Consider the following 26,907-nt stretch of genomic DNA (forward strand, 5'->3'; position numbering starts at 1 on the left):
ACCATGCCCACGATTCTCCCAGCCGCCCCTACCAGGACATGGTTATTCTGTCGGCGTTTTAAGAATTAGGGCCTGTCATTTCTGACCCACGCACCTAGTTGGAAATCCCCAGCGACTCCAGCATTGGCCTGAACTTCGCCCACGTCTCCGCCAGCTCGGCCTCCGGCTGGGAGCCATCCACTATGCCGCAACCGGCATATAACCGCACGGTATGTGGATCCTCAATCACTGCGCCACGCAGGGCGATGCCCCATTCGCCATTTCCGGCAGCGTCGAGCCAGCCCACCGGCCCCGCATACGGGCCGCGGTCCAGGTGTTCAAGCTTGCGGATCAGGGCGCCCGCCACCAGCGTGGGCGTGCCGCAGACCGCGGCCGTGGGGTGCAGCGCGTTGATCAGAGCGAGGCACGTGGGCACGTGGCCCTCCACCTCGGCGAGCTCGGCCTTGACGTCCGACGCCAGGTGCCACACGTTCGGCAGCTCCAGGATGAAGGGTTCGTCGTGCGCGTTCATGGCCTCGGAAAACGGTGCCAGCTGCGACGTCAGCGACTGGATCGCGATCTCGTGCTCGTGCCGCTGCTTCTCGGATCCGGCCAGCACCCGCTCGGCATAGTCCATGGGAATCCCGGCTTCGCCGTGCGCATCGCGGCGGTCAAGCGTTCCGGCCAGCACGCGCGCCTGGGCAGTGCGGCCCTCCACCTGGATCAGCATCTCCGGGGTGGCGCCCACCAGCCCGTCCACGCCATAGGTCCAGCATTCGCGGTACCGCACGGCCAGCTCGCGCAGCACCTGGGCGGCGTTCACGCCCGACGGAACCGTGGCCACAATGTCCCGTGCCAGCACCAGTTTCTCCAGCGCGCCGGTCCGGATCTCCGCCACGCCCGCGGCGACGGCGGCCATCCAGTCTTCCTCGCTGAGCGAGCCGGTGTGCAGGGTGGCCCCGTCGGCAGAAGGCAAAGGATGCACGACGGCGCCGCCCTCACCACCGGTGGGGACGTCACCGGAGGTGCTGCCACCGCTCAGCCAGCCGTCCAGCGCGGCAAGGGCTCCCGCTTCGGTGAGTTCGCCGTCGTCGAACCTTAACTGGGTGAGCCAGTACCGGCCGTCGCGGACGCCCACCACGATCTCCGGCACGATCAGGCGTGATACGTGGGTGGACTTCTTGGAAAACGCGAAGGAGCCGAAAGCCACCGGGCCGGTGCCGGGCAGCTCCACGGAGTCGCTGATGTCCGCTTCGAGGACCAGATGGCGCCACCAGATGTCGGCCTCAAGGAAGCGCTCAGGACCGGTGGCCGTAAAGCGGGCGATCTCGCCGAAGCCCACCAGACCGGCTTCGCGGCGGGTCCAGCAGAGGACGTCGTCCCGGACCAGAAACTGCGGCAGTCCGCCGGCGGACGCGGTGCCATCCAGGGGGACTGTGAGGGTGCGGAACGTGCTCGTCATGATGAGACAACACTACTCCCGCACGTGTCAGACCGGGGCCGGACGCCCCGTGCGTCGCTCCGGCACGGCTGGGGCGGAGAACAGGTCCGGCCGTGCGGCGCGCATGCTCGCGACGTCGTCCAGGACGAAGCGCAGGTGGCTGCGCAGCCCGTCTTCCGCAGCCGACAGGTCGCCGGCGAGGATCGCGTCCAGCACGCGTCGGTGGTGGGCCGCGTACTCCGTGATGCCGCGGTAGCCGCTGAGCCCCAGGTAGCACCTTCGCGCTGCTGATCGGCTCGTTCCTCGGCTTCGCCACGGTTCCGCTGGCCGGCTGGCTTTCGGACACGGTGGGCCGCCGCAGCATGTACCGCGCCCTGTCCGGCTTCCAGATGCTCTTCGCCGTCCCGGCCCTGCTGATGATGCAGTCCCGCAACCGCTACACCCAGCTGGCTATGGCCAAGGAAATCGGCGGCGTGCTCTCCGGCGCCTGGCCCCCATCATCGCCGCAGGCCTGCTGGCCCTGTTCACCAACTCCTGGTGGCCGGTGGCCGGAATGATGTTTCTTTACTCCGCCATCGCTTTTGTGGCCACCTTCTTCGCCCCTGAAACCACGGGACGCGACCTGACCCTCGTGGAGGATGCAGTTTGAAAGCCGTAGTTGTCCATTCCGCCGGAGACCTGCGCCTCGAGGACCGTCCGGACCCGGACTGCCCGGCCGGCTCGGTGATCGTCGACGTCGAATACGGCGGGATCTGCGGCTCGGACCTGCACTACGTCAGTCACGGCGCCTCCGGGCTGAGCATCCTGGCCCCCCCATCGTCCTGGGCCATGAGGGGGCCGGCCGGATCTCGGCGCCCGGCGAGGGTGTGACCGGCTTCGCGGTGGGCGAGGCTGTGACCGTCCACCCGGCCATGTACTGCGGCGACTGCCCGCCGGCGTCACCACCCGGCAGGCCGCCGTCGCCGAGCCGCTCGCGGTGGCGATCCACGCCGTCGGCCGGGCCGGCAGCCTCGCCGGCAAGGACGTTCTGGTCAACGGCGCCGGGCCCATCGGCGCGCTGCTGGTGCGCGCCGCCCGCCGCCCGCCTTGCCGGCGCCGCCAGCGTCGTCGCCAGTGACCTCTCGGAGACTTTGCTGGCAATCGCCAAGCGGATGGGAGCCGACGACGTCGTGCTGGTGGGTTCCGGCGCGCAGCTTCCCGAGGTGGACGTTGCGTTCGAGGCCTCCGGCGCTGCCCGCGCGCTGGGCGTGGTCCTCGCGGCCGTGCGCCGCGGCGGCATCGTGGTCCAGGTGGGCAACCTGCCGGCCGGGCCAGTCACTGCCGAGCTCGCCGCACTCGTTTTCCGGGAGATTGACTACCGCGGGACCTTCCGCTTCGCGGACGAGCTGGATGACGCCCTCGCGTACCTGGCGGACGGGCTGGACGTTGAACCGCTGCTGACGCACACATTCGACGCCGGTGACGTTGCCGAGGCGTTTGCCGTTGCGTCGGACCGCGGGACGGGCTCGTCGAAAGTCCTTCTCAAGATTGTCTGAGACAATTGCATGGTGAACCGAGCATCCTTGGAAAAGCGTCCGGACGAAGTAGCCACGATGTTTGACGACGTCGCACCTAAGTACGACGTCGTCAACGATGTCCTCTCCATGGGGCAAACCCGCCGCTGGCGCAGGATCGTGGTGGACGCCATGGACATGAAACGGGGCCAGCGGGTGCTGGACCTGGCCGCGGGAACCGGCACCTCCAGCGAGCCATATGCCGATGCAGGCATAGATGTCATCGCCTGCGATTTCTCCCTCGGCATGCTCAAAGTTGGCAAGCGCCGCCGCCCGGACATCAACTTCGTTGCCGGCGACGCCACCAACCTGCCGTTCGCGGACAACAGCTTCGACGCCAGCACCATTTCGTTCGGGCTGCGCAATGTCAACGAGCCCAAGAAGGCGCTGGCCGAAATGCTCCGCGTTACCAAGCCCGGCGGCAAGCTGGTCATCGCCGAGTTCTCCCAGCCCGTGGTTCCGCTGTGGCGCACCATGTACACGGAATACCTCATGCGTGCCCTGCCGGCCATCGCCATGAAGGTGGCCTCCAACCCGGACGCCTACGTCTACCTCGCCGAGTCCATCCGCGCCTGGCCGGACCAGGACCACCTGGCCGCCTGGCTGCAGGAATCCGGCTGGGAAAAGGTCACGTACCGCAACCTGACCGGCGGGATCGTGGCCGTCCACCGTGCCACCAAGCCGTTGGAATCAACGCCGGAGGGCGCAGCGGAGGCCATCGCCGCACACAAGGGCCCCGTGGCAAAGCTCCGCCGAAACATCCAGCGCTGACCTGTGAATGTTCTGATTGTCGGCGCGGGGCCAGCCGGTTCCACCGCCGCGTATTACCTTGCCAAGGCCGGCATCGGCGTGACCGTCCTGGAGAAAACCAGCTTCCCGCGCGAGAAGGTCTGCGGCGACGGCCTCACCCCGCGTGCCGTCCGCGAAATCCAGAAGCTCGGCCTGCCGCACCCTGAAGCGGGCGGCTGGCGCCGGAACAAGGGCCTCCGCCTCGTCGCCGGCGGCCGCACCATCGAACTGCCCTGGCCCGAAGTCTCGGACTTCCCGCAGTACGGGCTGATCCGCACGCGCCTTGGCTTCGATGAGGAACTGGCCCGCCATGCCCAGGCTGCCGGCGCCGAAATCCTCGAGCGGCACAGCGTCACCGAAGCCCTGCGGTCTGAAGACGGCCGCGTGACCGGTGTCCGCGCAGCGCTCCTGGACGAGCCCGGACGCAAGACGGGGGAGTCACGCGACTTCAGCGCCGACGTCGTACTCGCCGCAGACGGCAACTCCACCCGAACCGCAGTGTCGCTGGGCATCCACAAGCGCGACGACCGCCCCCTCGGCGTCGCTGTCCGCACGTACTTCACCTCACCCCGGCACGATGACGACTGGATGGAAGGCTGGCTGGAGCTCCCCGGGCGCGACGGAAAACTGCTCCCCGGCTACGGCTGGGTGTTCGGCGTCGGCGACGGCACGTCCAACGTGGGCCTTGGCATCCTGAACTCGTCCAAGGAATTCGGCAAGCTCGACTACAAGCAGGTCCTGCGCGAATGGACCGCCGCCATGCCCGCCGAATGGGGCTTCACCCCGGACAACCAGGTGGGCGAAATCCGCGGCGCCGCGCTGCCCATGGGCTTCAACCGCACCCCGCACTACTCGCCCGGCCTCCTGCTCCTGGGCGACGCCGGCGGCATGGTCTCGCCGTTCAACGGCGAGGGCATCTCCTACGCGATGGAGTCGGCACGGTTCGCGGCGGAGTTCATCATCGACGCGTCCGCTCGTTCCTTGGCTGCCGGTCCAACGCACGACGCCGACGCGCACCTCGCGGGGTACGCGGACTATGTGCGCGGCCAGTGGGGATCGCACTTCACGCTGGGCCGGGCATTTGCCGCGCTGATCGGAAAACCCGCCGTAATGAAGCTCGCCCTGCGGACCGGGATGCCCATTCCCGTGCTGATGCGCTTTGTTGTGCGGCTGCTCGCAAACCTGACCGACCCGGCCGCGAAGGGCTTCGAGGACCGGGCCATCCGCGTCCTGGAATCGCTGGTTCCGGCCACCTCCAACACCCCACCGGCATCGAACCAGCGGTATCCGCAACAAAAAGTTAGGGTTAACCAGTGACTAACTCCGCAGACCACAGCTGGACGCACGCCGGGCACGGCCTGCCGGACTCCGAACCCAGCCTCAATACCACCGCCATTGCCACGGGACTGCAGCTGCCCGCCGGCTTTGCGGCCATCGCGGAGGACGCCGAACTGGGCCCCGCCATCACCACCAACCTGGCCCGGGTGGAAAAGCAGCTGCGCGAAGCAATTGCCAACTCCGATCCGCTGGCTGACGCAACGTCGCGTCACCTCGTGGAAGCCGGCGGCAAGCGCATCCGGCCGCTGCTGACGCTGCTGTGCGCCCACCTCGGCGACGCCTCACTGCCTGCCGTGGTGCAGGCCGCCGTCGTGGTGGAGCTGACCCACCTGGCAACGCTGTACCACGACGACGTGATGGACTCCGCCCCGTTCCGCCGCGGCGCCCCCACGGCCCACGAGGTCTGGGGAAACTCCGTGGCGGTCCTCACCGGCGACCTCATCTTTGCCCGCGCGTCCATCCTGGTGTCCGAGCTTGGTTCCCGGGCGCTGGGCATCCAGGCCCGGACGTTCGAGCGGCTGTGCCTGGGCCAGCTGCACGAAACTGTAGGCCCGCGTCCGGACGAGGATCCGGTGGAGCACTACCTGTCCGTCATCGCGGACAAGACCGGTTCCCTGGTGGCGGCCTCCGGCCAGCTCGGCGCCATCTTCGCCGGTGCCGATCCCACGTACGAGTCTGTCCTGGTGGAGTACGGCGAGAAGGTGGGCGTGGCCTTCCAGCTCGCCGACGACGTCATTGATGTCACCGGCGTCAAGGTGAAGTCCGGTAAGTCACCGGGCACGGATCTCCGCGAGGGGGTGCCCACGCTGCCGGTCCTGTTCCTGCGGCGCGATGCCGCGGCCGGTGACCAGTCCGCCGTCGAACTCTTGAAGCTCATTGACGGGGACCTGACCTCGGACGCTGCCTTGGCTGCCGCCGTGGCCGGGCTCCGCGAGCACCCCGTCACTGCCGAGTCCTGGGTGATTGCCCGCCGCTGGGCCGACGAAGCCATTGCCGCACTGGCGCCGCTTCCCGAGGGTGTTGTGAAGTCGTCGCTGTCCAACTTCGCCCTGGCTGTGGTGGACCGCGCCAGCTGATTCCCTACTCTTGCAGCGGGGCCTCGGCGGGGTGAACCTGGCCGGGGCCCGCTTTTGCTTAAATGCAATAGCCCCGGTTCTCAGCAACGTTACGAGTCACACGTTGCTGAGAACCGGGGCTATATCTCCGTTCGCATCAGACCCGCCGGAGGCGTTTAGCGGATCCGTGAACAGTCTATGACAGATTTGTCACAGGACGCAAACCTCCTGTTACTGTGCGTGTCACAGGTTAATTTGTCCTTCGTGGGGCACATTGCGGCGTCCGATGGGCCTTCCGGGCTGCAGGGACGGTGAGTCCGTGTCGAAGTGCCCCGCGACGGCCGCGTTGTCCACATGCGGCACCTTGGGTCTGCCCTTTGCTGTAGTCCAAGTGCACCGTGGAACGATGGATATTGAGACTTTTCTCGGCACGCGGGCCGGCGTAACCCGGGCCTCGACGCTCCGCGGGGCCGGATTTTCCCGAACTTCCCTCGACAAGGCACTGGCGGCCGGGCGAATTCTACGGATTCGACGAGGCGTCTACAGCCTGCCCCGTGGGGCAACCGCGTTCGGACTGGCACTTCAGCACAACGCACTGCTGACCTGTCTGTCGGCCGCCCCCATGTACCAGTTGTGGACGCTTCATGAACCAAGATCCGTGCACCTCAGTCCAGGGCATAAGAGGACGCCGCTGGGGATGTTGACCCACGGCCGATGCCCCCACCCGGCCCACCCATGGCTGCCGGTGGCCGGCCTGGCCGATGTCCTGATTCATTCGTTGCGTTGCTTGCCCGCAGCGGAATCGCTGGTCATGCTTCAGTGCGCAGCCCAGAGGGGCGACATAAGCCTGGACTTCCTGCGGCGGAAGCTCCCCGGAAACCGGAATGCCCGTGCCAGGGCCGTTCTGGACATGGTGATCCCTCGGGCGGATTCCATCCTGGAGGTGCTGGCCAACTACCACTTCCGGCGGGCGGGACTCCATGTCCGAAGGCATGTGGAACTTCCCGGGGTTGGGGAGGTGGACTTTGTTATCGAGGAGTGCGTCGTGGTGGAAACCGACGGCGACACTCATCTGGAGCCCAGGCAAGTTAAAAAGGACCGAAAGCGCAACAACGCCACGCTCATCGGCGGACGTCTTGGCCTTAGATTCGGCTATGACGACGTTGTCTATCACCCTGAGCGCATGGTGGGCCAGGTGTTGGCGGTACTGGAACAGTCGCGGCAGGGGGCTTTCGGTGCGAGGTGAGTCGCGCCGTCGTGGGGCACTTTGGGCGACGTTCCCGAAGAAACTGGCTCAGGAAGCGGCGCGTCCGTGTCGAAGTGCCCCGTTTCGGCCGGACAGGGCACAAGGGCACAAGGGCCCAAGCGCACAATCGGGGAGGAGCCTAGTTTTCTTCCTCGTCGTTGAAGGCCCACTCGAACATGTCGAAGACGAATTCGGAGAAGGTGCCTTCTTCGCTCTTCCACTGGCCGCGGGCGTTGTTGCGGCGGTACACGATGGGGTCCGGGATGCCGAGGTCGCCCACACGGAAGCCCCAGGTGAACTGTTCTTCCTCGTCCTCAAGGAACATCAGGAAGCCTTCGTCATCCACTTCCAGCTCTTCGGGATCCCAGAAGTAGTGGTATGCCTCCATGATGTCCTCGCAGCCGCCCACCGCCAGGTAAAACTCGCGGAGGACCAGGGGAACCTGGAACTGGTGTTCGGCGAGGGCCGCGTCCAACTCGTCCGCAGGCAGGCCATCTTCTTCCTGCCATTCGTCCTCGAGATACGTCGGAACAAGCGCGCGGAACTTCTCGAGGAACATGTCAGTCATGCTCATATCCTAGCTAACTGCGGCGCGGTCCCGAGCCGCTACCAGCCCCATCAGCCCCACCGCTCCCAAAGCCGCCCGGGCCACCAAAGCCCCCAGGCCCGTCCCCGCCGCCGTCCCCGCCGCCGGAGCCGCGGCCGGAGCCGCCGCCGTCCCCGCCGCCGGAGCCCCGCCGGTGCAAGCCATGTACGGCGAGCGGGACATACCAGGACCGGCGCCAGGCAACCACCCGGAATACGAACACCACGGCCGCCACCGCACACGCCGTCAGTGCGTTGAAGGCCCCGGTGACCCAGAGCAGCGCGGTCAAGGCTGCCCCGCTGAAGGCCGGCAGCGCGTAAAGGTCGCGGGGGTTGAAGAGCTGGGGCACCTCGTTCGCGGTGATGTCCCGCAGCAGGCCGCCGCCCACCGCCGTGGTCACGCCGAGCAGCACGGCGGCCACCGGGTTCATCCCCATGGCCAGGGCCTTCAGCGTTCCGGTGATGCAGAACAAGGCCAGCCCGCCGGCGTCGAACAAGACCAGCAGCGAGGTGTAACGCTGCACGCTGGAGTACAGGAAATACACCAGGACGGTGGCCAGTACCGGGGGAACCAGGTAGGCGGGGTTGGAGAATGCTGCCGGAGTGGTGTTGAGGATGATGTCGCGGATGACGCCGCCGCCGAGGGAGACCAGGGATGCCAGCAGCAGGGAACCCACCAGGTCGAACTGTTTCCGTGCCGCCAACAATGACCCGGAGACGGCGAAGAAGAAGACCCCGGCCAGGTCCAGCCACACCAGGTCGATGTCGAACGGCAAAGTGTCGAACGGCAATGTCATGTGGCGTCCCGGCGGTTTCATGGTGGGCGGACAGGGCGGCTCCAACGTTACGCTAGCCCCTATGAATAACCCGATCATGATCGCCTGTGCCCACGGGACGTCCAGCCCCCAGGGCGCCGCGGAGGTCAACGCCCTGCGCGCAGCCATCGCCGCCCTGCGTCCGGGCCTGGACGTGCTGGAAGCCTATGTGGACGTCCAGCAGCCGGACCTCGTGGACGTGGTGGCGGGACTGCCCGCAGACTCAAGTGCCGTCGTGGTGCCTCTCCTGCTGAGCGTGGGATATCACGTCAAGGTGGACATCGCCCGGGCCGTAAAGAGCCGGCCGGGCAGCCTGGCTGCCGCGCCGCTCGGCCCGGACCCGCGGCTCGCGGCCCTGCTGGACCAGCGCCTCCGCGAAGCCGGCGTGACGGACCGTGACGCCATCGTCCTCGCCGCGGCCGGGTCCTCCAACCCGAACGCCGCCGTCAGCGTGGAAGAACTCGCCGACCAGCTCAGGGCGCTGCGGCGCAACCGGATTCTGTCGGCCTACGGTGCCTCCGCCCAGCCGTCGGTGCCCGACGCCGTCGCCATCCTCCGACTGGAACTGGCCGGGGGCGCCGGGGCGGGGGAGTCCGCGGGGGCCGTGGACGACGGCGGCCGCGTGGTGATTGCCTCCTACCTGCTCGCGCCGGGATACTTCCACGACCAGCTGGCCAAGGCGGGTGCCGACCTCGTGACGGAACCACTGCTGCCGTCCCCGGTGCTTGCCGAGATCGCGCTGGAACGGTTCGACGCCGCCGTCGCAGCCGGGTGACCCTGGCAGGCCGAAGGCCCCGGAATGCGCCTCCGAGGAAGCGCACTCCCGGGCCTGACCGGATACTGCGATTAACTTGACTGCAGGCACTGTTGTGCTGAGGGCATACGGATCAGCAGCTGAGCGCCACTGCGCCGGTGAGTCCGTTCGGATCACTCGCTGTGCAGGTGAAAATGACAGTATCAGCCTGTTTGATCACTAGGGTGATTGACGTCACCGTCAGCACCGGGTTGACGCCTGTCCAGTTGTTGTTCGGGCAGCCGGCTTCGGCGCCACTCACTGTCTCCTCAGCCGTCAGCACGACTGGAAGTGTGGTGAGTCTGAGGGTCCCGTTCTTGACAGCATCGCTAGGAATTGGAGTGGCTACCGTTGCCGGTCCCACCAGCACCTTGTTTTGTCCTGGTGCGACGTTTCCGCCCTGGTTTTGGCACTGGTAAACGGCAGTACCCTCAACCGAGACAGTGGCCACGAGATCTCCATTTCCAAGGCCCGCGAGTACGGCTTTACAGATCGTTGTAGCAGTTGTCCCGTCGGCCGAGAGGGTCACCGTACAGACGGGGGAGCCGCCACGCTTAAAGTGCGGGCTGGCGGCTTGGGCTGCCGACAGGCCTGTGGCAAACACCAACAGGATGGCAGCAAAAAGCATTAAGAGGGGTCGGAGGTGGGATTTCATGGTTACTTCCTGGGGGCTGCAATGGTTTCAAACAAAAGATTTCGAGTTTCATCGATTCAGTTGTGCCGGCCTCGATGCCGCCACGACCGATAACAGGCCCAGGTTCCCAGTACGTACCGGGGCCAAACTCTGCGCAACTTCCCAGCTAGCCGCGCGTCAGGCACGGCCGATAGCAGATATTGACTTTTTCGGAATTTCTGCTAGGGCATGCCCAAGACTACTCCCGGCCGCGTCCCTCGTCCATGGGTCAACGGTGCCATCGGCCCCCCTGGACGAGGGACGTGGCGAATCACAACACCTGGCCTTCTTCAAGGGCGCTCGGCGGTTCGTGACGAATTGTTTCCCTAGGTGACCTCGCGTTTCCAGACCTTTGTGACGCGCTTCGACGGGCACCTACAGTCGATGCATGACTGATACAGCTCTAGCCGGAGCGTCCGTGGACCCCGCCGCCGCCAAGCGCCCCGCGCGTGCCTCCCGCCCCGCTGCAAAGCCGCACGGGCAGTGGAAAGTGGACGGCAAAACCCCGCTGAACGCCAACGAAACCTGGAAGCAGGAAGACGACGGCCTCAACGTGCGCGAGCGTATCGAGACCATTTACTCCAAGGACGGCTTCGACGCCATCCCCAGCCAGGACCTCCACGGCCGCTTCCGCTGGTGGGGCCTGTACACCCAGCGCAAGCCCGGGATCGACGGCGGCAAGACCGCGACGCTGGAGCCGCACGAGCTGGAAGACAAGTACTTCATGCTCCGGGTCAGGATCGACGGCGGTGCGCTGACCACCGAGCAACTGCGCGTCATCGGCCAGATTTCCGTTGATTTCGGCCGGGATTCCGCCGACCTCACGGACCGCCAGAACATCCAGCTGCACTGGATCCGCGTGGAGGACATCCCCGAGATATGGAACCGGCTTGAGGGTGTTGGCCTGTCCACCACCGAGGCCTGCGGCGACGTGCCCCGCGTCATCCTGGGCTCGCCCGTGGCCGGCATCGCCAAGGACGAGATCATCGACCCCACGCCGCTCATCGCGGAGTTGGGGGAGCGCTTCATCGGGAACCCGCTGCTGTCCAACCTGCCGCGCAAGTACAAGACCGCCATCACCGGCCACCCCAGCCAGGACGTGGTGCATGAGATCAACGACTTCGCGCTGGTGGGCGTCCGCCACCCCGAACTCGGCGTCGGGTACGACCTCTGGGCCGGCGGCGCGCTGTCCACCAACCCGATGCTCGGCAAGCGCCTGGGCGCCTTCGTGAAGCCTGAAGAGGCTGCCGAAGTCTGGCTCGGCGTCACCAGCATCTTCCGCGACTACGGCTACCGCCGCATGCGCACCAAAGCCCGCCTGAAGTTCCTGATGGCTGACTGGGGACCGGCGAAATTCCGCCAGATCCTCGAGGACGAATACCTCGGCTACAAGCTGGCCGACGGTCCGGCCGCGCCCAAGCCCACCACTCCGGGCGACCACATCGGCGTGCACGAGCAGAAGGACGGCAAGTTCTTCATCGGCGCCACCCCGTTGGCCGGCCGCCTGTCCGGCGCTCAGTTGATCAAGCTCGCGGACACCCTCGAGGCCCGCGGCTCCTACCGCCTCCGCACCACGCCACACCAGAAGCTTGTGGTGCTGGACGTTGCCAAGGACCACGTGGAACCGCTGGTTGCCGAGCTGGACGCCCTGGGCCTCTCCGCACGCCCGTCCGTGTTCCGCCGCGGCACCATCGCCTGCACCGGCATCGAATACTGCAAGCTGGCCATCGTGGAAACCAAGGTCACGGCCGCCACCGCCGTCGCGGACCTGGAACGCCGCCTGGCGGACCTCGCGGAGTCCGGCGAACTGCCGCACGCGCTGTCCCTGCACATCAACGGCTGCCCCAACTCCTGCGCCCGCATCCAGACCGCGGACATCGGCCTGAAGGGCATGATGCTGCCAACGCCCGACGGCGACCCCTCCCCGGGTTTCCAGGTCCACTTGGGCGGCGGGCTGGCTTCCAACAGCCGCGAAGAGGCTGGTTTGGGACGCACCGTCCGCGGCCTGAAGGTGTACGTCGAGGACCTTCCGGACTACGTGGAACGCGTCGTCCGCACGTTCGTGGCCCAGCGTTCCGAAGGCCAGACGTTCGCCGAGTGGGCCCACGCAGCAGACGAGGAGGCCCTCCAGTGAGCAAGCACGCATTGGGAGTTGACCCCGTGGTTGAGACTGTCGAAACCCCGGCACTCCGCACCCACGACGAGCTGAAGGTCATCGCCGAATCCGGCGCTGCCGAACTCGGCTGGGACGCCCCCGCCCGCGACGTGATCGCCTGGGTGGAGCGCAACTTCGACCTCTCAGCGGTCGCCGTAGCGTGCTCCATGGCCGACGCCGTCCTGCCGGCACTCGTCGCGGACCAGATGCCCGGCGTCGACGTCCTGTTCCTGGAGACCGGTTACCACTTCCCGGAAACCTATGCCACGCGTGACGAGGTGGCCGCGAACCTCCGCGTCAACGTGGTGGATGTGATGCCTGAGAACACCGTGGAACAGCAGGACCGGCTCCTGGGCAAGGATCTCTTTGCCCGCGACGCCGCCCAGTGCTGCGCCCTCCGCAAGGTGGCCCCGCTGCGCCGCACGTTGGCCGGCTACGAACTCTGGTTCACCGGCGTCCGCCGCGACGAGGCCCCCACCCGGACGAACACCCCGCTGGTGACCTGGGACGAAGTCAACGGCCTGGTCAAGGTCAACCCGGTGGCCGCATGGACGTTCGACCAGCTGGTCCAGTACTCCGACGACAACCTCCTGCCCGTCAACCCGCTGCTTTCCCAGGGTTACCCCTCCATTGGCTGCCAGCCCTGCACCCGCAAGGTGGCGCCCGGAGACGACCCCCGCGCCGGCCGCTGGGCAGGCACCGACAAGACAGAATGCGGACTACACGTATGAGCATCGAAACCACCAACGAGGACCTGGAGCTGTCTGTGCTGGAACTTGACGCTGATTCTCCGAAAGCGGCGCATCGCGCGAGCGAGGAACGAGCGAGTGTGTCTAAGCCGCGTGGAGAAGCAGTGACAAGACTTTCCAGCCTGGACGCACTCGAGTCCGAAGCGATCCACATCATCCGCGAAGTCGTGGCCGAGTTCGAGAAGCCTGCGCTGCTGTTCTCCGGCGGCAAGGACTCCGTGGTGATGCTGCACCTGGCCACCAAGGCCTTCTGGCCGGGCAAGGTCCCGTTCCCCGTGCTGCACGTGGATACCGGCCACAACTTCCCCGAGGTCATCGACTTCCGCGACCGGACGGTGGAGCGGCTGGGACTCAAGCTCGTCGTCGGAAGTGTCCAGGAGTTCATCGACCGCGGCGAACTGGCCGAGCGTGCCGACGGCACCCGCAACCCGCTGCAGACCGTCCCGCTCCTGGACGCCATCCAGCAGAACAAGTTCGACGCCGTCTTTGGTGGCGGCCGCCGCGACGAGGACAAGGCCCGCGCCAAGGAGCGCATCCTGAGCCTCCGCGACGAGTTCGGCCAGTGGGACCCGCGCAACCAGCGCCCCGAACTGTGGAACCTCTACAACGGCCGCCACACCGTAGGCCAGCACGTCCGCGCGTTTCCCATCAGCAACTGGACCGAGCTGGACATCTGGCGCTACATCGAACGCGAGAACATCGAGCTGCCGGGCCTGTACTACGCCCACCGCCGCGAAGTGTTTGCCCGCGACGGCATGTGGCGTGCGGTGGGCGAGGTTTCCCAGCCGCTGCCGCACGAGGAAGTCATCATCAAAACCGTCCGCTACCGCACCGTGGGCGACATGTCCTGCACCGGTGCCGTCGAATCGGACGCAGCCACCGTGAGCGACGTTGTGATCGAAGTTGCCGCCTCCACCATCACCGAACGTGGCGCCACCCGTGCAGATGACCGCATCTCCGAGGCAGCCATGGAAGACCGCAAGAAGGATGGGTACTTCTAAATGAGCACTGACACATTGGCCGCCGAGCTTGAAACGGCGCTGCCCACCACGCTCTTCCGGTTCGCCACCGCCGGATCGGTCGACGACGGGAAGTCCACTTTGGTGGGCCGCCTCCTGCACGACTCCAAGGCGATTCTTGCTGACACGCTCGACGCCGTTGCCCGCACCTCCGCGGACCGCGGCTTCGGCGGCGCGGGTGCCACCGGCACGCAGGCGATCGACCTGGCCCTCCTGACGGACGGCCTGCGCGCCGAGCGAGAGCAGGGCATCACCATCGACGTGGCCTACCGTTACTTCGCCACGGACCAGCGCAGCTTCATCCTGGCCGACTGCCCCGGGCACGTGCAGTACACCAAAAACACGGTGACCGGCGCGTCCACGGCGGATGCCGTCGTCGTACTCATTGACGCCCGCAAGGGTGTCCTGGAGCAGACGCGCCGGCACCTGTCCGTGCTGCAGCTGCTGCGGGTGGCGCACGTGATTGTGGCCGTGAACAAGATCGACCTGGTGGACTTCAGCGAGTCCGTGTTCCGTGAGATCCAGGCCGACGTGCAGCAGGTGGCCCGCGAACTGGGCATCGGCTCCGCCGAGCTGGGCAGCGCGGACCACATCGATGATCTGCTGGTGATCCCGGTGTCCGCCCTCGACGGCGACAACGTGGTGGACCGTTCCGAGCGCACCCCCTGGTACGACGGCCCGGCCCTCCTGGAGGTCCTCGAGACCCTGCCGGCCGCGGACGAGATCGACACGCAGCTGGAGAGCTTCCGCTTCCCCGTGCAGCTGGTTATTCGGCCGCAGGGTGCGCTGGCTCCCGACGCAGTCGCCGGCGGCCTGGACGTTGAAGCCTTCCGCGACTACCGCGCGTACGCCGGCCAGATCACTGAAGGTTCCGTGAAGGTGGGGGACTCCGTGTCAGTGCTGACCCCCGGCCAGGCCGCCCGCACCACCACGGTGACCGGCATTGATTTCGCCGGCGAGTCCCTGCAGGAAGCGTTCGCCCCGCAGTCCGTGGCGATCCGCCTGGCGGAGGAATTCGACGTCGCCCGCGGTGACACCATCGCCGCCGCCGGGACCTTCCCGGAGTCCACCGCCGACCTGTACGCCGCGCTGTGCTGGCTGTCGCCGAAGCCGCTGCGTGAGGGTGCCAAGGTGCTGGTCAAGCACGGCACCCGCACAGTCCAGGCGCTGGTCCGCAGCGTCAGCGGCAAGCTGGACCTGGCCACGTTCAAGCTCGAAGGTGCGTCCAGCCTGGAGCTGAACGACATCGGCCACGCGCAACTCCGGCTCGCCGCGCCGCTGCCGCTGGAGAACTACCTGCACCACCGCCGCACCGGCGCGTTCCTCGTCATCGACCCGCTGGACGGCAACACGCTGGCCGCGGGCCTGGTCAAGGACCACCCGGGCGACCACGAGGACGAGCGCTACTCTATCTAAGTTTCTGCCGAAAACCGCGGCTTGTTCGCAGATTCTGGCCTTCACGGGCCGGTTTTGCGAACAAGCCGCGGTTTCGTCGTTTCCGTATCCTTAACATTGGGAGGCGCGGCGTGGAGACCATCAACAGCAAGCTCATCAGCTGGGCCTCGATCCTGGACGCCAAGACCCGCGAGCAGGCGCTGGCGACGTCCACGCTGCCGTTCATCTACCCGCACCTTGCCCTGATGCCGGACGCACACCTGGGCAAGGGCGCCACCGTCGGCTCGGTGATTCCCACCCTGCGCGCGATCATCCCGGCCGCCGTCGGTGTGGATATCGGCTGCGGCATGATCGCCGTGCGGACCCAATACTCTGTCAAGGACCTGCCCAAGGACCGCAAACGGCTGCGCGAGGACATCGAACGGGCCATCCCGCTCTCCGCGGGCCATAACAACAGGAGCATCCAGCACACTGCCGAACCGCGCCTTGCCGAGCTCCGGAAGCTGGCGGCGCAGGCCGGCTTCAACCCGGCCCAGTATCTGGCCAAGTGGGAACTCCAGCTGGGCTCGCTGGGATCAGGCAATCATTTCATCGAGGTCTCCGCCGACGAAACCGACGCCGTCTGGCTGTTCCTGCACTCGGGCTCGCGGGGCGTGGGCAACAAGATCGCGCAGCACCATATCGGCGTGGCCCAGCAGGTGACCCGGAAGCGCGGGACCAGGCTGCCCGACCCGGACCTCGCCTACCTGGAGGAGGGTACCAGCGAGTTCGCCCGGTACATCAAGGAACTTCGCTGGGCGCAACACTTCGCCCTCCTGAACCGCGAGGAAATGATGGACCGCGTGATCATGCAGTTCGGGCACTGGGTGGGCGGCCATGTCAAGGAGCGCGAGCGGATCAACTGCCACCACAACTTCACGCAGCAGGAGACCCATTACGGCAAATCCGTGTGGGTATCGCGGAAGGGGGCGATCAGAGCCGAGCACGGCGATCCGGGACTTATCCCCGGGTCCATGGGGACGGCGTCGTACGTGGTGGAAGGACTGGGGAACCCCGTCTCGCTGAACTCCTCCCCGCACGGGGCCGGCCGCGAATACTCCCGGACGGCTGCCCGCAAAACGTTCTCGCTGGCCGAGCTGAAGACGGCCATGCAGGGCATTGAGTTCCGGGCCACCGAGGCGTTCATCGACGAAATTCCGGCGGCGTACAAACCGATCGATGTGGTGATCAGGGACGCGGCGGACCTGGTCACGGTGCGGCACAAGCTTCGGCAGTTGATCAACGTCAAGGGGGACTGAGCGGGACCCGGAATGTGACGTTGCATGAACCCGCGTGACCCCCCGTTTCTGCTTCATTGAATGGGTTTATGTCACTCCCTATGGTGAAACAATGACTAGTTCCAAGCCCGGGATGACCCGCATCGTGGCAGGCGAAAGCGCAGTACCCCAGCGCAAGCGTGCCATCGAGGCTGCCCTGGCGATCGGGCTGGTGTTCCTGATCGCTGCCGGCGCCGTTGTGGCGTCGTCCATCTCCCGTAATACGGCGGCAGAGGCAGCCAACCCGGCACCCACTCCGGCCGCAGAACTGAAGCTTGGCTACTTCGGCAACCTGACACATGCCCCCGCCCTGGTGGGCGTGAAGCAGGGGATCCTCGCCCGGAACCTGGGCAACACCAAGCTCAGCATCGAAACTTTCAACGCGGGACCGGCCGCGATCGAGGCCCTGAACGCCGGTGCCATCGACGCGGCATACATCGGCCCGAACCCGGCCATCAACTCGTTTGTCAAGAGCGAGGGGGAGTCCGTGAGCGTCATCGCGGGCGCCGCAGCGGGTGGCGCACAGCTGGTTGTGCGTCCCGAAATTAGCTCGGCGGCGGACCTGAAGGGCAAGACGCTCGCCTCGCCTCAGCTGGGCGGCACGCAGGACGTGGCGCTTCGCGCCTGGCTCGGCTCGCAGGGCTACAAGACCAACGTGGACGGCAGCGGCGACGTTTCAATCAACCCCACGGAGAACGCCCAGACGCTGAAACTGTTCCAGGATGGAAAGCTCGACGGCGCGTGGTTGCCTGAGCCGTGGGCGTCCCGTTTGGTGCTCCAGGCCGGAGCCAAGGTCCTGGTGGACGAAAAGGACCTCTGGGACGGCTCGCATTCCGGCAAGGCCGGCGAGTTCCCCACCACCATCCTGATTGTGAATAAGAAGTTCGCCGCCGCGCACCCGGACACCGTGAAAGCCCTGCTGCGCGGCCACGTGGAGTCCGTGGCCTGGCTGAATGACGCGCCTGCCGCAGAGAAAACAAGTGTCATCAACGGCGCCCTGCAGGAATCGGCAGGCGCGGCGCTTCCCGCCGATGTCCTTGACCGAGCCCTGCAGAACGTGGTGTTCACGGTGGATCCGCTCGCGGGAACCTACCCCAAGCTCCTCGAAGACGGCGTGAAAGCCGGCACCACGAAGCAGGCGGACATCACCGGACTGTTCGACCTCCGTGTCCTGAACGAAGTCACCGGGACCGCCGAACGGGCCTCCGCGGCCGGCCTCGGCCAGGACTGACCGTCACCTACCGCACCAACTACTTAAGGACGGGACCATGCCAGTCGTACTGGAAAACCTAGGCAAGCGCTTCGGCGACGGCGCCCCGGTGCTGGACGACGTCAACGCCAATATCGGCGCGGGCGAATTCGTAGCCCTCCTCGGTGCATCCGGCTGCGGCAAATCCACCCTGCTGAACATCATGGCGGGACTGGAGGTCCCGACGTCGGGCGCCCTTGAAGTACCCAGCGACGGAGCAGCCTTTATGTTCCAGGACGCTGCCCTCTTCCCCTGGCTGACGGCGCGGGAGAACATCGAGCTGGCCCTGAAGCTGCGCGGTGTGGGGAAGGCTGAACGCCGGATCAAGGCCAACGAGCTGCTCGAGCTGGTGCATCTCGGCGAGGCGGGGGACAAGCGTCCGCACGAGCTTTCCGGCGGCATGCGCCAGCGCGTGGCACTGGCCCGTGCCCTGTCGCAGGACCGGCAGCTGCTGCTGATGGATGAGCCGTTTGCCGCCCTGGACGCCATCACCCGCGACCTGCTGCACGACGAGCTGGAACGAATCTGGAAGGAAACCGGGCGGACAATCGTTTTTGTGACCCACAACGTCCGCGAGGCCGTGCGGCTGGGCCAGCGTGTGCTGCTGCTGTCGTCCCGGCCCGGCCGCGTGGTCCAGGAATGGGCCGTCACCGAGGAACACCGAACCGACGCCGGCCTGGCCGGACAGCTGACCGGGGTCATCACCGCCCGGCTGCGGGAGGAGATTCGCCGCCATGCCAAATAACCCCACGCCCCTCGCCGAGACCGAACCGGTGGTCGAGAGCAGGCCGGAAACCCGCAAAGTCCACGCCGCCCTGACCCGAACTTCCACCGGGCATGAGGACCTGCGCGAGCTCGAGGCCGGGCTGGATTCGCTCCAGTCCGACGCCGCGCGCAAGCACCGTATCGACTGGAGCCGTGTGCTTCTGCCCGTCGCGGCCCTCGTGGTCCTTGTCCTGATCTGGCAGTTCTACGTATCCCTGGGCCTCAAGCGCCGCGACCTTGTGCCCGGTCCGCTCGACGTCCTGGGCCAGATCGGCATCCTCTGGGGTGAGGCCAAACTGCAGGAAGCGGTGTGGACCTCGCTGCAGCGCGGGCTGGTCGGGTTCCTGATCAGCGTTGCCATTGCCACGCCGGTGGGGTTGCTGCTGGCCCAGGTTGCGCCGCTGCGCCGTGCCTTCGGGCCGCTGATTTCCGGCCTTCAGGTGCTGCCGTCCGTAGCCTGGGTGCCCGCGGCCATCATCTGGTTCGGGCTTACTGACGCCACGGTCTACTTCGTGGTGTTTATGGGTGCGATCCCGTCCATCATCAACGGGCTGATCTCCGGCGTGGACCAGATCCCGCCGCAGTACCGACGGGTGGGCACCGTCCTGGGTGCGAACCGTTTCCAGATGGCCGTACAGATCATCTTGCCTGCCGCGCTGCCCGGCTACCTCAGCGGGCTCAAACAGGGCTGGGCGTTCTCCTGGCGGTCGCTTATGGCCGCGGAAATCATCGCCGTGGGCGGCACCATCGGCTTCGGCCTCGGCTCCATGCTGAACCAGGGCCGCGACTTGGCCGACATGACTATCGTGATGTCCGCAATCCTGCTGATCCTGGCCGTCGGTATCCTCATTGAGCTGCTGGTGTTCGCGCCGATCGAGAAGCGCCTCCTCCGCAGCCGAGGCCTCCTCTCGGGAAGCACCCGCTAGGCCGCACCGGCAACGCCCCGCAAAACCCAACCCCCGCGAAACCTAACAGCAGAGCCCGACGGCGAGTCCCGCCGTCGGGCTCTGCTGCTGCTTCCGCGACCAATGTGGGTCTGGCAGACTGGCGCCATGACCGTAAGCTTCGTGTGCCGCACCGAGTCCGCACTGCCCCCGGAGCGTCTGTTCGACCTCGCGCGCAGCGTTGACGCCCACGTGGACTCGCAGCGGGGTGCGGGGGAGCGGGCCATTGCGGGAGTCATGTCCGGGCTGATCGATGAAGGCCAGGAAGTGCCCTGGCGGGCCCGGCACTTCGGCGTTCCGCTAACCATGACCAGCCGCATTACAGCGCTGGAGTTTCCCGCCAGCTTCACGGATGATCAGGTCAGGGGGCCGTTCAAGTCATTCCGCCATGTCCATGAGTTCCAGGCCACTGAGACTGGCAGCATCATGACGGACCGCGTCGAATTCACCGCGCCATTCGGCATTCTGGGGCGCCTCGCTGAGCGGCTGATTCTCCGCGGTTACCTGCAACGCCTAATCGCGCACCGTGGCCGGTTCCTGGCGGGCCCTTGGACAGCATGAAGCGTCCTTAACGGGAAGACGTCGCGGAGCGGCTGGATGCCGTGGTGGTGGAGTTCACCAGAATGATCGTCGAAACCGAGGCGCAGCAGCGGACCATGTTGAGGCTTTCCCTGGAGCAGCCGGGGGACGGGCCCGGAGCCTGCCCTTGCGGCAGGGGCGTGCGATCGCCTGGATCTCGGAGGCGCTTGCCCCGCTCCAGGGCCAATGGGCCGGCCAGGATATTCAACGGCTGGTCCTGGCGATCCGCAGCGCCACGGGCATTGAATCCCTGGTCTGGCTGACGGACGTCGGCGGCCTGAGCAGGGAATATGACGCGGCTCTCGGTCCTGAGGGGTATATCTTGGGACTTATCCGGAGTCATCAGGGCGGGCGTTGCGCGATGTGAGGAAGACCATGGAACGTGCGGTGGGGGCAGGCGGGGGCGTACTGGCGGGGATAGGTTCTACGCCACTGATCGAGCTGGGCAAAGTGGTACCGGCGGGATCGGCCAGGGTGCTCGCGAAGCTGGAGTTTGCGAACCCTACCGGGAGCATGAAGGACCGGATGGCCGTAGCCGCGATCAGGGGTGCAGAAGCCCGCGGCGACCTCAGCCCGGGTGACACCGTCGTCGAGTACACTGCCGGGACAACAGGCATCTCGCTCGCGTTGGTCTGCGCAGCCGAAGGTTACCGGCTCCACGTCGTTTTTTCGGACGCGTTCAGCGATGAGAAGCGCCGCACCATGGAGGCGCTCGGAGCAACGGTCGAGGACGTGCCAAGCGACCACGGAAAAATCACGGAGCAGCTGATCAAAGCGATGATCGCCCGGGCGGGTGAACTGAGCGCGCAGCCGGGCCATTGGGCCTGCGACCAGCTCAACAACCGGGATGCGATCACGGGTTACCTCGCCTTGGGCCAGGAAATCTGGCAGCAGTCCTATGGCCGCGTCGACGCTTTCGTCCAGTTCGTCGGCACCGCCCACTCGATCCACGGCACGGCGCGTGCCCTTCGCGCCCACCTTCCCGGGCTGCGGGTCGTCGCCGTCGAGCCGGCCGAGTCTGCCGTACTCTCCGGGGGCCCGACGGGCTCGCACCGGATCGAGGGGACCGGCATCGGCTTTATTCCCCCGCTTTGGGAGCCAGCGGAGGTGGATGCGATTGAACGGGTCTCATCCGACGAAGCGATGGCGATGAGCCGGCGGCTTGCCCGCGAGGAAGGCATCTTTGCCGGGACCTCCTCCGGAGGAAATGTCGTGGCCGCGCTGCGTGTGGCCGAACAGCTCGGTCCAGACGCAACCGTTGTCACCGTCATGGTCGACTCCGGCTTCCGCTATCTCAGTACCGGTCTTTACGGGCAGTAGCCAGGAATCGCATCGCGCGGCCGGAATACGGGGTATCCCATCGTTCCGTCGGACCCTTGTTCTGGTCCGGGCATCTTCCTAGACTCTGGAATAGGCCGGCAGGCGGCCGATTCCGCTGATGTTCTTGAGGAGACTGCAATGGCGCTTAACTTTGGAGTACTGGCACTGGTCGAGGCCAAGCCGGGCAAGGAGCAGGACGTCTGGGACTTCCTCAGCGGAGGCCGTGACATCGTGGCCACCGAGCCGGGCACTAAAACCTGGTACGCCTTCCGCGTCGACGAAAACACCTTCGGCATCTTCGACACCTTCGAGACTGAGGAAGCGCGGCAGGAGCATCTCAACGGTGCCATCCCGGCGGCGCTCGGCGAACACGGCCCAAGCCTCCTGGCCAGGGATCCCAACATCCGGCTGATCGAGCTCATCGCCGTGAAGTAGCCCCGAACCGGGACAGCACCGAATGTGACGCCCCGTTACCTTACGTGAACTGGTGTTTCCGCTGCCGTTGTTGGTGAAACGGCGCGGCCCTACCGTTGATTCATGGCAATTCAGGATATTTACCCCACAGCACTGCGGCTGCTCGGCCGCCCCGTGCTGGTGGTGGGCGGCGGCCCCGTGGCTGCACGCCGTGCCAAGGGCCTGCTCGACGCCGGTGCGCAGGTCACCGTCGTGGCTCCCGTTGCCTCCGCCGCGCTCCGCGAACTGGCCGACGCCGGCCTCCTCACCTGGGAGCCACGCACTTACCTTCCGTACGACGTCGACGGCGTCTGGTTCGTCCAGACGGCCACCGGCGATCCCGCCGTGGACACCCAGGTGTCGGTCGACGCCGAGGCGCAGCGCATCTGGTGCGTCAACGCCTCCGACCACGAAGCCTCAGCCGCGTGGACGCCCGCCGTCGCCGTGGTGGATGACGTGCAGATCGCCGTGAACGCCGGGGGAGACCCGCGCCGTGCCATGGCCCTGCGTGACGCCGTCGCCACCGCACTGGAAACCGGCGACCTCCCGCTGCGCCGCCGTCGTGCGTCTGCGGGCTCCGTCGCCCTTGTGGGCGGCGGGCCCGGCGACACCGGCCTCATCACCGTCCGCGGCCGCCGGCTCCTCGGCCAGGCCGACGTCGTGGTGGCAGACCGCCTCGGCCCGCGCGAACTGCTCAAGGAACTTGCCCCCGACGTCCGCGTCATTGAGGTGGGCAAGACTCCCGGCCACCATCCCGTGCCGCAGTCCGAGATCAACCGCATCCTCGTGGACGAAGCCCTGAAGGGGCACCGCGTGGTCCGGCTCAAGGGCGGCGATCCGTACGTCCTTGGCCGCGGCGGCGAGGAAGCCGAATACTGCCGGCAGCACGGCGTCGAGGTTGAAGTGGTCTCCGGCGTCACGTCCGCGATCTCCGTCCCGGCCGCCGCCGGCATCCCCGTGACTCACCGCGGGCTGGCCAAGGGCTTCAGTGTTGTCACTGGCCACGAGGAGCTGTCCGAGGTCCCCGCCCGGGCAGATCACACCATCGTCCTGCTGATGGGCGTGGCCGCACTTCGCGACTCCGCCGCTGCCTTGGCCGGCGCCGGTTTGCCTCAGGACACTCCAGTTGGCATCGTTGAGAACGGCTATCTGCCGAATCAGCGCGTGACGATCGGCACGCTCGGTTCCATCGCCGACCAGGCGGAAGCCACCGGCGTCGCAAATCCTGCCGTGATTGTGATCGGCGACGTTGTCCGCGTCAGCCCGTTCGCGCCGTCGCGCTTCAAGACAGCGGACTACAGCACCACCACCCCGAACAAGCCCCGAGTCCTCACCACCTAGCCCTCACCCTGAAACCCATCGATTGCTCCGCAACCGCCCTTATGAGGCCTCAGAAGGGCCATTACGGAGCAATCGATGCAGAAGAAAAGGAACACAGCCGTGTCATCAAGCACCTCCGTAGGTTCTGCCGAGCGTCCGCTGCGCGTTGCCGTTGTGGGCTCCGGCCCGGCCGGCGTCTACGCGGCGGACATCCTCACCAAGAGCGAAGCCGTCAAGAGCGGCGAGCTCACCGTGAGCATCGACCTCTTTGACCGCTACCCGGCACCCTACGGCCTGATCCGCTACGGCGTGGCCCCGGACCACCCGCGCATCAAGGGCATCGTCAACGCCCTGCACAAGGTCCTGGACCGCGGAGACATCCGCTTCTTCGGCAACGTGGATTACGGCACGGACATCTCCATCGAGGACCTCCGCACGCACTATGACGCCGTCATCTTCGCCACCGGCGCCATCAAGGACGCGGACCTGAACATCCCGGGCATCGAGCTGGACGGCTCCTACGGCGGCGCGGACTTCGTCTCCTGGTACGACGGCCACCCCGACGTCGCCCGCGAATGGCCGCTGGACGCCACGGAAATCGCCGTCATCGGCAATGGCAACGTGGCCCTGGACGTGGCCCGTGTCCTGTCCAAGCACGCCGACGACCTGCTGGTCTCCGAGATCCCGGACAACGTCTACGCCGGCCTGAAGAACTCGCCCGTCACGGATGTGCACGTCTTCGGCCGCCGCGGCCCGGCCCAGGTCAAGTTCACGCCGCTGGAGCTCCGCGAGCTGAGCCACTCCAAGGACGTGGACATCATCCTCTACGCCGAGGACTTCGAGTTCGACGAGGAATCGGACCGCCAGATCCAGAGCAACAACCAGACCAAAACCATGGTGGGCACGCTCACCAACTGGATCGCCGAGCAGCCCGAGGACCTCTCCGAGCTGACCGCTTCCCGCCGCCTGCACCTGCACTTCCTGCACAGCCCGGTGGAGATCTACGACGACGCCGCGACGCCGGGCAAGGTTGCCGGTATGAAGTTCGAGCGCACCGAGCTGGACGGCACGGGCAACGCCCGCGGCACCGGCGAGTTTGTGGACTACCCCGTCCAGGCCGTCTACCGCTCGATCGGCTACTTCGGCTCGGCGCTGCCGGAGATCGAGTTCGACCACAGAAAGGGCGTGGTACCGAACGACGGCGGACGCGTCCTGGATGCCGCCGGCACCCACGTGCCGGGCATCTACGCCACGGGCTGGATCAAGCGCGGACCGGTCGGACTCATCGGCCACACCAAGGGCGACGCCCTGGAGACCGTGACGTACCTGCTCGAAGACCGCGAAAACCTGCCGGTTGCCGCCGTTCCCGAGGCGGACGCCGTCGTCGGACTCCTTGACGCCCGCGGCGTGAAGTTCACCAGCTGGGAAGGCTGGCTGGCCCTGGACGCGCACGAACTCGCCCTCGGCGCCGCTGCCACGGAGGCCGGCGGATCGCACGGTGTTGAGGTCAAGCGTGAGCGCATCAAGGTGGTGCCGCGCGAGGACATGGTAGCCATCTCCCGCGACGGCGTAGCCGCGAACGTCTAGCTTCTGAATAAGCTCCCGCACTACAGCGCGAACAGGCAGCTAATGACCGCAAACCGCAAATTTGAGGTCATTAGCTGCCTGTTCGCGCTTTTTTCGTCCGTGGCTCTACATCCTGCCGAACCGGGCCCGGACCAGCGCAAACAGGCCGTAGCAGATGAAGCCCGCACCGATCGCGACGAGCAGGTGCGGGCCGAACGGATGGTCGCGGAGTGCCTTCAGACTGCCGTCCAGCCCGGTGGATTCCTCGGGACTCTGCTTCCCGGCGGCGATAACAAACAGCAGCCCGGCCAGGTTCAGCGCGATTCCCTTAGCCACGTGGCCCGTTACGCCCAAGGTATCAATCAGCCTGCCGCGGCGGGTGCCCTCGAACCGGAGGAGCTCGTCCTTGAACCCGCGCCGGACACCCTTGACCACAAAGTAGACGCCCACGCCCATGGTGGTCAGGCCCACCGCCACCAGCACAGGCAGCCCGAACGGAGCGTCCAGGAGGGCGGTGCTGATATCCCGGGTGGTGTCACCCGAGTCCCCGCGAATCCCGACGGCGAATCCGGCGAAGCTGAGCCCCACGCTGCCGTAGGCAATGGCCAGGCATCCTGACGAGATCAGTTTTCCCAAGCGCTGGGCGTTGGGCAGGCGCCGCGCGCGGAGCGTGGCCTCACTCAGTTGCCACAGCGCAAGGCCGGTGCACGCCACCACACACGACCACAGCACGGCCGGTCCCCACGGGTTGGCGCCCAGCTGCTCGATGGCACCGGTGGCTTCCGCTTGCCCCGGCTGACCGAAGGCCAGGGCGATGGCAATAAAGCCAACAATGATGTGCAGCAGCGCCATCACACCGAATCCCGAGCGCGCCACAACGTCCAGCGCCTTGGTGTCCGACGCCTCCTCGACGGCGTCTGCCGCCTCGCCGATGGTGGATTCCCCGTCTGCCATTGTTAGCCGTTCGTCGGTCGTTACGGGTGCGAAGTGCCGGCTCCGGGCCAGGTCATGTGCGTCTGTCCATGGCGACGATGTTACGCCCAACCGCCGGGGAAGTCGGACTTTCGGAACATTGGTAAGTGTGCTTACCATGATGTGTCCCTGACCTAAAAGGGGCACGGCCAGCGAAGACCGCACCAGCGGCATTTCGGAACCAGTTCGACGTTAGGAAGCCACAACATGGCAGGAAATTTTTTTGCCCGGTCCATTCACGATCTGAGCGCTGCGGCATGGTTCGGCGGCGCGCTGATGGGAGCCATCGGTCTGAACGGGGCGACGGCAGAGGCCAAGGATCCGACGGAACGCACCCGTCTTTCCAGCGCGGGCTGGATGAAGTGGGCTCCGATCCAGACGGCGGCTTTCGCCTCCCACCTGGTGGCTGACCTCGCCATCGCGTGGGAGAACAAGGGACGCATCGCGAAGCAGGACGGCGTTGCCCGCGATACCGCGATCAAGACGGCGGTCACGGTTGCCGGCGCCGCCGTGACACTCTACGCCGGCATCCTTGGCAAGAAGGTGGAGAAGCTCGCCGACGAGGGAGCGAGGGGCGCCACCGAGCCGAATCCCGGAGCGTCCGAGGAACTGCAGTCAGCGCAGGAGCAGCTCAAGATGCTGCAGTGGGCCATTCCGGCTTTCGCCGCCGCCGTGATTATCCTCGGCGCCAAGCACGGCGAGATGCAGCGGCCCAAGAACGTGTTCCAGGGCCTCCGCCCCTAAGCCTTGATCCACCGATGTTGCTCGGGGCGCCGACGGCGGTTTAAACCGAGAATGCCCGTCTTTTCAAGGAAAATGGAGCTTGTCTAGAACCCAT

General features: G+C 66.5%; 28 protein-coding genes and 1 pseudogene. 23 read left to right on the plus strand and 6 right to left on the minus strand.

What is annotated here, in order from left to right; all coding sequences use genetic code 11:
- Positions 1–94: 94 nt before the first annotated feature.
- Together NG696_RS00555 and NG696_RS00560 are read right to left on the minus strand one after the other, a co-directional pair.
- Complete coding sequence (locus NG696_RS00555; protein ID WP_252573525.1) at positions 95–1,441, minus strand: isochorismate synthase; 1,347 nt, start codon at positions 1,439–1,441, stop codon at positions 95–97.
- A gap of 27 nt (positions 1,442–1,468) precedes the next feature.
- Positions 1,469–1,690, minus strand: a complete 222-nt coding sequence (locus NG696_RS00560) for an FCD domain-containing protein (protein WP_374211163.1) — start codon at positions 1,688–1,690, stop codon at positions 1,469–1,471.
- A gap of 92 nt (positions 1,691–1,782) precedes the next feature.
- Here NG696_RS00560 and NG696_RS00565 point away from each other — a divergent pair, with 92 nt between their 5' ends.
- From NG696_RS00565 to NG696_RS00595, 7 genes are all read left to right on the plus strand, one after another.
- The gene (locus tag NG696_RS00565) at positions 1,783–1,977 is read left to right on the plus strand and encodes a hypothetical protein (RefSeq protein ID WP_252573527.1); all 195 of its coding nucleotides are present in this window, start codon (positions 1,783–1,785) and stop codon (positions 1,975–1,977) included.
- An 88-nt stretch (positions 1,978–2,065) separates the two neighbouring features.
- On the plus strand, positions 2,066–2,290 hold the full coding sequence (locus NG696_RS00570; RefSeq protein ID WP_252570609.1) for an alcohol dehydrogenase catalytic domain-containing protein: 225 nt from the start codon (positions 2,066–2,068) through the stop codon (positions 2,288–2,290).
- Positions 2,266–2,955: a zinc-binding dehydrogenase gene (locus NG696_RS00575; RefSeq protein ID WP_252573539.1), complete on the plus strand. Its 690-nt coding sequence runs from the start codon at positions 2,266–2,268 to the stop codon at positions 2,953–2,955. Before NG696_RS00570 ends, NG696_RS00575 begins: the two co-directional genes overlap by 25 nt.
- Positions 2,956–2,967: 12 nt before the next feature.
- Positions 2,968–3,744 carry a demethylmenaquinone methyltransferase gene (locus NG696_RS00580; RefSeq protein WP_252569854.1) on the plus strand — a complete coding sequence of 259 codons (777 nt, stop codon included), beginning with the start codon at positions 2,968–2,970 and terminating at the stop codon, positions 3,742–3,744.
- Positions 3,745–3,747: 3 nt separating this feature from the next.
- A complete protein-coding gene (locus NG696_RS00585) occupies positions 3,748–5,079 on the plus strand; it encodes a geranylgeranyl reductase family protein (RefSeq protein WP_252573528.1) in 1,332 nt (443 codons plus the stop codon).
- Positions 5,076–6,176, plus strand: a complete 1,101-nt coding sequence (locus NG696_RS00590; RefSeq protein WP_252569848.1) for a polyprenyl synthetase family protein — start codon at positions 5,076–5,078, stop codon at positions 6,174–6,176. The genes NG696_RS00585 and NG696_RS00590 overlap by 4 nt, the downstream gene beginning before the upstream one ends.
- A gap of 385 nt (positions 6,177–6,561) precedes the next feature.
- On the plus strand, positions 6,562–7,401 hold the full coding sequence (locus NG696_RS00595) for a type IV toxin-antitoxin system AbiEi family antitoxin domain-containing protein (RefSeq protein ID WP_374211161.1): 840 nt from the start codon (positions 6,562–6,564) through the stop codon (positions 7,399–7,401).
- A gap of 139 nt (positions 7,402–7,540) precedes the next feature.
- On the opposite strand, the gene NG696_RS00600 is transcribed toward NG696_RS00595, so the two are convergent.
- Both NG696_RS00600 and NG696_RS00605 read right to left on the minus strand, forming a co-directional pair.
- Positions 7,541–7,969: a hypothetical protein gene (locus tag NG696_RS00600; protein WP_056344779.1), complete on the minus strand. Its 429-nt coding sequence runs from the start codon at positions 7,967–7,969 to the stop codon at positions 7,541–7,543.
- Positions 7,970–8,111: 142 nt separating this feature from the next.
- A pseudogene (locus tag NG696_RS00605) lies at positions 8,112–8,783 on the minus strand (trimeric intracellular cation channel family protein); the annotation flags it as partial.
- A 61-nt stretch (positions 8,784–8,844) separates the two neighbouring features.
- Here NG696_RS00605 and NG696_RS00610 point away from each other — a divergent pair.
- Positions 8,845–9,576: a sirohydrochlorin chelatase gene (locus tag NG696_RS00610; RefSeq protein WP_252569842.1), complete on the plus strand. Its 732-nt coding sequence runs from the start codon at positions 8,845–8,847 to the stop codon at positions 9,574–9,576.
- A 112-nt stretch (positions 9,577–9,688) separates the two neighbouring features.
- Here the strand turns inward: NG696_RS00610 and NG696_RS00615 are convergent, their stop codons facing one another.
- Entirely contained in the window at positions 9,689–10,249 is a 561-nt protein-coding gene (locus NG696_RS00615) for a hypothetical protein (RefSeq protein WP_252573530.1), read from the minus strand.
- Positions 10,250–10,655: 406 nt separating this feature from the next.
- On the opposite strand from NG696_RS00615, the gene NG696_RS00620 reads away from it, so the two are divergent.
- From NG696_RS00620 to NG696_RS00685, 14 genes are all read left to right on the plus strand, one after another.
- Positions 10,656–12,401, plus strand: a complete 1,746-nt coding sequence (locus NG696_RS00620) for a nitrite/sulfite reductase (RefSeq protein ID WP_252573531.1) — start codon at positions 10,656–10,658, stop codon at positions 12,399–12,401.
- On the plus strand, positions 12,398–13,153 hold the full coding sequence (locus NG696_RS00625) for a phosphoadenylyl-sulfate reductase (protein ID WP_374211162.1): 756 nt from the start codon (positions 12,398–12,400) through the stop codon (positions 13,151–13,153). Before NG696_RS00620 ends, NG696_RS00625 begins: the two co-directional genes overlap by 4 nt.
- A complete protein-coding gene (gene cysD / locus NG696_RS00630; protein WP_252573532.1) occupies positions 13,150–14,172 on the plus strand; it encodes a sulfate adenylyltransferase subunit CysD in 1,023 nt (340 codons plus the stop codon). The genes NG696_RS00625 and cysD overlap by 4 nt, the downstream gene beginning before the upstream one ends.
- Positions 14,173–15,606, plus strand: a complete 1,434-nt coding sequence (locus NG696_RS00635; protein ID WP_252573533.1) for a sulfate adenylyltransferase subunit 1 — start codon at positions 14,173–14,175, stop codon at positions 15,604–15,606.
- Positions 15,607–15,716: 110 nt separating this feature from the next.
- Positions 15,717–16,883 carry an RtcB family protein gene (locus NG696_RS00640; protein WP_252573534.1) on the plus strand — a complete coding sequence of 389 codons (1,167 nt, stop codon included), beginning with the start codon at positions 15,717–15,719 and terminating at the stop codon, positions 16,881–16,883.
- A gap of 112 nt (positions 16,884–16,995) precedes the next feature.
- Positions 16,996–18,132 carry an ABC transporter substrate-binding protein gene (locus NG696_RS00645; RefSeq protein WP_252573541.1) on the plus strand — a complete coding sequence of 379 codons (1,137 nt, stop codon included), beginning with the start codon at positions 16,996–16,998 and terminating at the stop codon, positions 18,130–18,132.
- A 37-nt stretch (positions 18,133–18,169) separates the two neighbouring features.
- Positions 18,170–18,895, plus strand: coding sequence for an ABC transporter ATP-binding protein (locus tag NG696_RS00650; RefSeq protein ID WP_141141322.1), 726 nt, complete (start codon positions 18,170–18,172; stop codon positions 18,893–18,895).
- Positions 18,885–19,841: an ABC transporter permease gene (locus tag NG696_RS00655; RefSeq protein ID WP_252573535.1), complete on the plus strand. Its 957-nt coding sequence runs from the start codon at positions 18,885–18,887 to the stop codon at positions 19,839–19,841. The genes NG696_RS00650 and NG696_RS00655 overlap by 11 nt, the downstream gene beginning before the upstream one ends.
- Before the next feature lie 126 nt (positions 19,842–19,967).
- On the plus strand, positions 19,968–20,420 hold the full coding sequence (locus NG696_RS00660) for an SRPBCC family protein (protein WP_252573536.1): 453 nt from the start codon (positions 19,968–19,970) through the stop codon (positions 20,418–20,420).
- Positions 20,421–20,565: 145 nt separating this feature from the next.
- The gene (locus NG696_RS00665) at positions 20,566–20,805 is read left to right on the plus strand and encodes a hypothetical protein (RefSeq protein ID WP_252573537.1); all 240 of its coding nucleotides are present in this window, start codon (positions 20,566–20,568) and stop codon (positions 20,803–20,805) included.
- Positions 20,806–20,813: 8 nt separating this feature from the next.
- The gene (locus NG696_RS00670; RefSeq protein WP_252569818.1) at positions 20,814–21,758 is read left to right on the plus strand and encodes a PLP-dependent cysteine synthase family protein; all 945 of its coding nucleotides are present in this window, start codon (positions 20,814–20,816) and stop codon (positions 21,756–21,758) included.
- A gap of 138 nt (positions 21,759–21,896) precedes the next feature.
- The gene (locus NG696_RS00675) at positions 21,897–22,193 is read left to right on the plus strand and encodes a putative quinol monooxygenase (RefSeq protein WP_252569815.1); all 297 of its coding nucleotides are present in this window, start codon (positions 21,897–21,899) and stop codon (positions 22,191–22,193) included.
- Positions 22,194–22,295: 102 nt separating this feature from the next.
- Positions 22,296–23,552, plus strand: coding sequence for a uroporphyrinogen-III C-methyltransferase (gene cobA / locus NG696_RS00680; protein WP_252569813.1), 1,257 nt, complete (start codon positions 22,296–22,298; stop codon positions 23,550–23,552).
- Between the two features lie 99 nt (positions 23,553–23,651).
- Positions 23,652–25,118, plus strand: coding sequence for an FAD-dependent oxidoreductase (locus NG696_RS00685; RefSeq protein WP_252569810.1), 1,467 nt, complete (start codon positions 23,652–23,654; stop codon positions 25,116–25,118).
- A gap of 105 nt (positions 25,119–25,223) precedes the next feature.
- Here the strand turns inward: NG696_RS00685 and NG696_RS00690 are convergent, their stop codons facing one another.
- Positions 25,224–26,051 (minus strand): DUF1206 domain-containing protein, encoded by an 828-nt coding sequence (locus tag NG696_RS00690; RefSeq protein WP_252573538.1) that lies wholly within the window; start codon positions 26,049–26,051, stop codon positions 25,224–25,226.
- 225 nt (positions 26,052–26,276) lie between these two features.
- On the opposite strand from NG696_RS00690, the gene NG696_RS00695 reads away from it, so the two are divergent.
- Positions 26,277–26,813, plus strand: a complete 537-nt coding sequence (locus tag NG696_RS00695; protein ID WP_252569805.1) for a hypothetical protein — start codon at positions 26,277–26,279, stop codon at positions 26,811–26,813.
- Positions 26,814–26,907 lie beyond the last annotated feature (94 nt).

This window comes from Pseudarthrobacter cellobiosi (assembly GCF_023913755.1).
Classification (GTDB): Bacteria; Actinomycetota; Actinomycetes; order Actinomycetales; family Micrococcaceae; genus Arthrobacter; species Arthrobacter cellobiosi.

Coding starts and splice junctions, on each gene's coding strand:
- NG696_RS00555 (WP_252573525.1), bottom strand. CDS start 1,441: ATGACGAGCACGTTCCGCACCCTCACAGTCCCCCTGGATGGCACCGCG.
- NG696_RS00565 (WP_252573527.1), top strand. CDS start 1,783: ATGTACCGCGCCCTGTCCGGCTTCCAGATGCTCTTCGCCGTCCCGGCC.
- NG696_RS00595 (WP_374211161.1), top strand. CDS start 6,562: ATGGATATTGAGACTTTTCTCGGCACGCGGGCCGGCGTAACCCGGGCC.
- NG696_RS00600 (WP_056344779.1), bottom strand. CDS start 7,969: ATGACTGACATGTTCCTCGAGAAGTTCCGCGCGCTTGTTCCGACGTAT.
- NG696_RS00610 (WP_252569842.1), top strand. CDS start 8,845: ATGAATAACCCGATCATGATCGCCTGTGCCCACGGGACGTCCAGCCCC.
- NG696_RS00615 (WP_252573530.1), bottom strand. CDS start 10,249: ATGAAATCCCACCTCCGACCCCTCTTAATGCTTTTTGCTGCCATCCTG.
- NG696_RS00620 (WP_252573531.1), top strand. CDS start 10,656: ATGACTGATACAGCTCTAGCCGGAGCGTCCGTGGACCCCGCCGCCGCC.
- cysD (WP_252573532.1), top strand. CDS start 13,150: ATGAGCATCGAAACCACCAACGAGGACCTGGAGCTGTCTGTGCTGGAA.
- NG696_RS00635 (WP_252573533.1), top strand. CDS start 14,173: ATGAGCACTGACACATTGGCCGCCGAGCTTGAAACGGCGCTGCCCACC.
- NG696_RS00645 (WP_252573541.1), top strand. CDS start 16,996: ATGACCCGCATCGTGGCAGGCGAAAGCGCAGTACCCCAGCGCAAGCGT.
- NG696_RS00650 (WP_141141322.1), top strand. CDS start 18,170: ATGCCAGTCGTACTGGAAAACCTAGGCAAGCGCTTCGGCGACGGCGCC.
- NG696_RS00655 (WP_252573535.1), top strand. CDS start 18,885: ATGCCAAATAACCCCACGCCCCTCGCCGAGACCGAACCGGTGGTCGAG.
- NG696_RS00660 (WP_252573536.1), top strand. CDS start 19,968: ATGACCGTAAGCTTCGTGTGCCGCACCGAGTCCGCACTGCCCCCGGAG.
- NG696_RS00670 (WP_252569818.1), top strand. CDS start 20,814: ATGGAACGTGCGGTGGGGGCAGGCGGGGGCGTACTGGCGGGGATAGGT.
- NG696_RS00675 (WP_252569815.1), top strand. CDS start 21,897: ATGGCGCTTAACTTTGGAGTACTGGCACTGGTCGAGGCCAAGCCGGGC.
- cobA (WP_252569813.1), top strand. CDS start 22,296: ATGGCAATTCAGGATATTTACCCCACAGCACTGCGGCTGCTCGGCCGC.
- NG696_RS00690 (WP_252573538.1), bottom strand. CDS start 26,051: ATGGCAGACGGGGAATCCACCATCGGCGAGGCGGCAGACGCCGTCGAG.
- NG696_RS00695 (WP_252569805.1), top strand. CDS start 26,277: ATGGCAGGAAATTTTTTTGCCCGGTCCATTCACGATCTGAGCGCTGCG.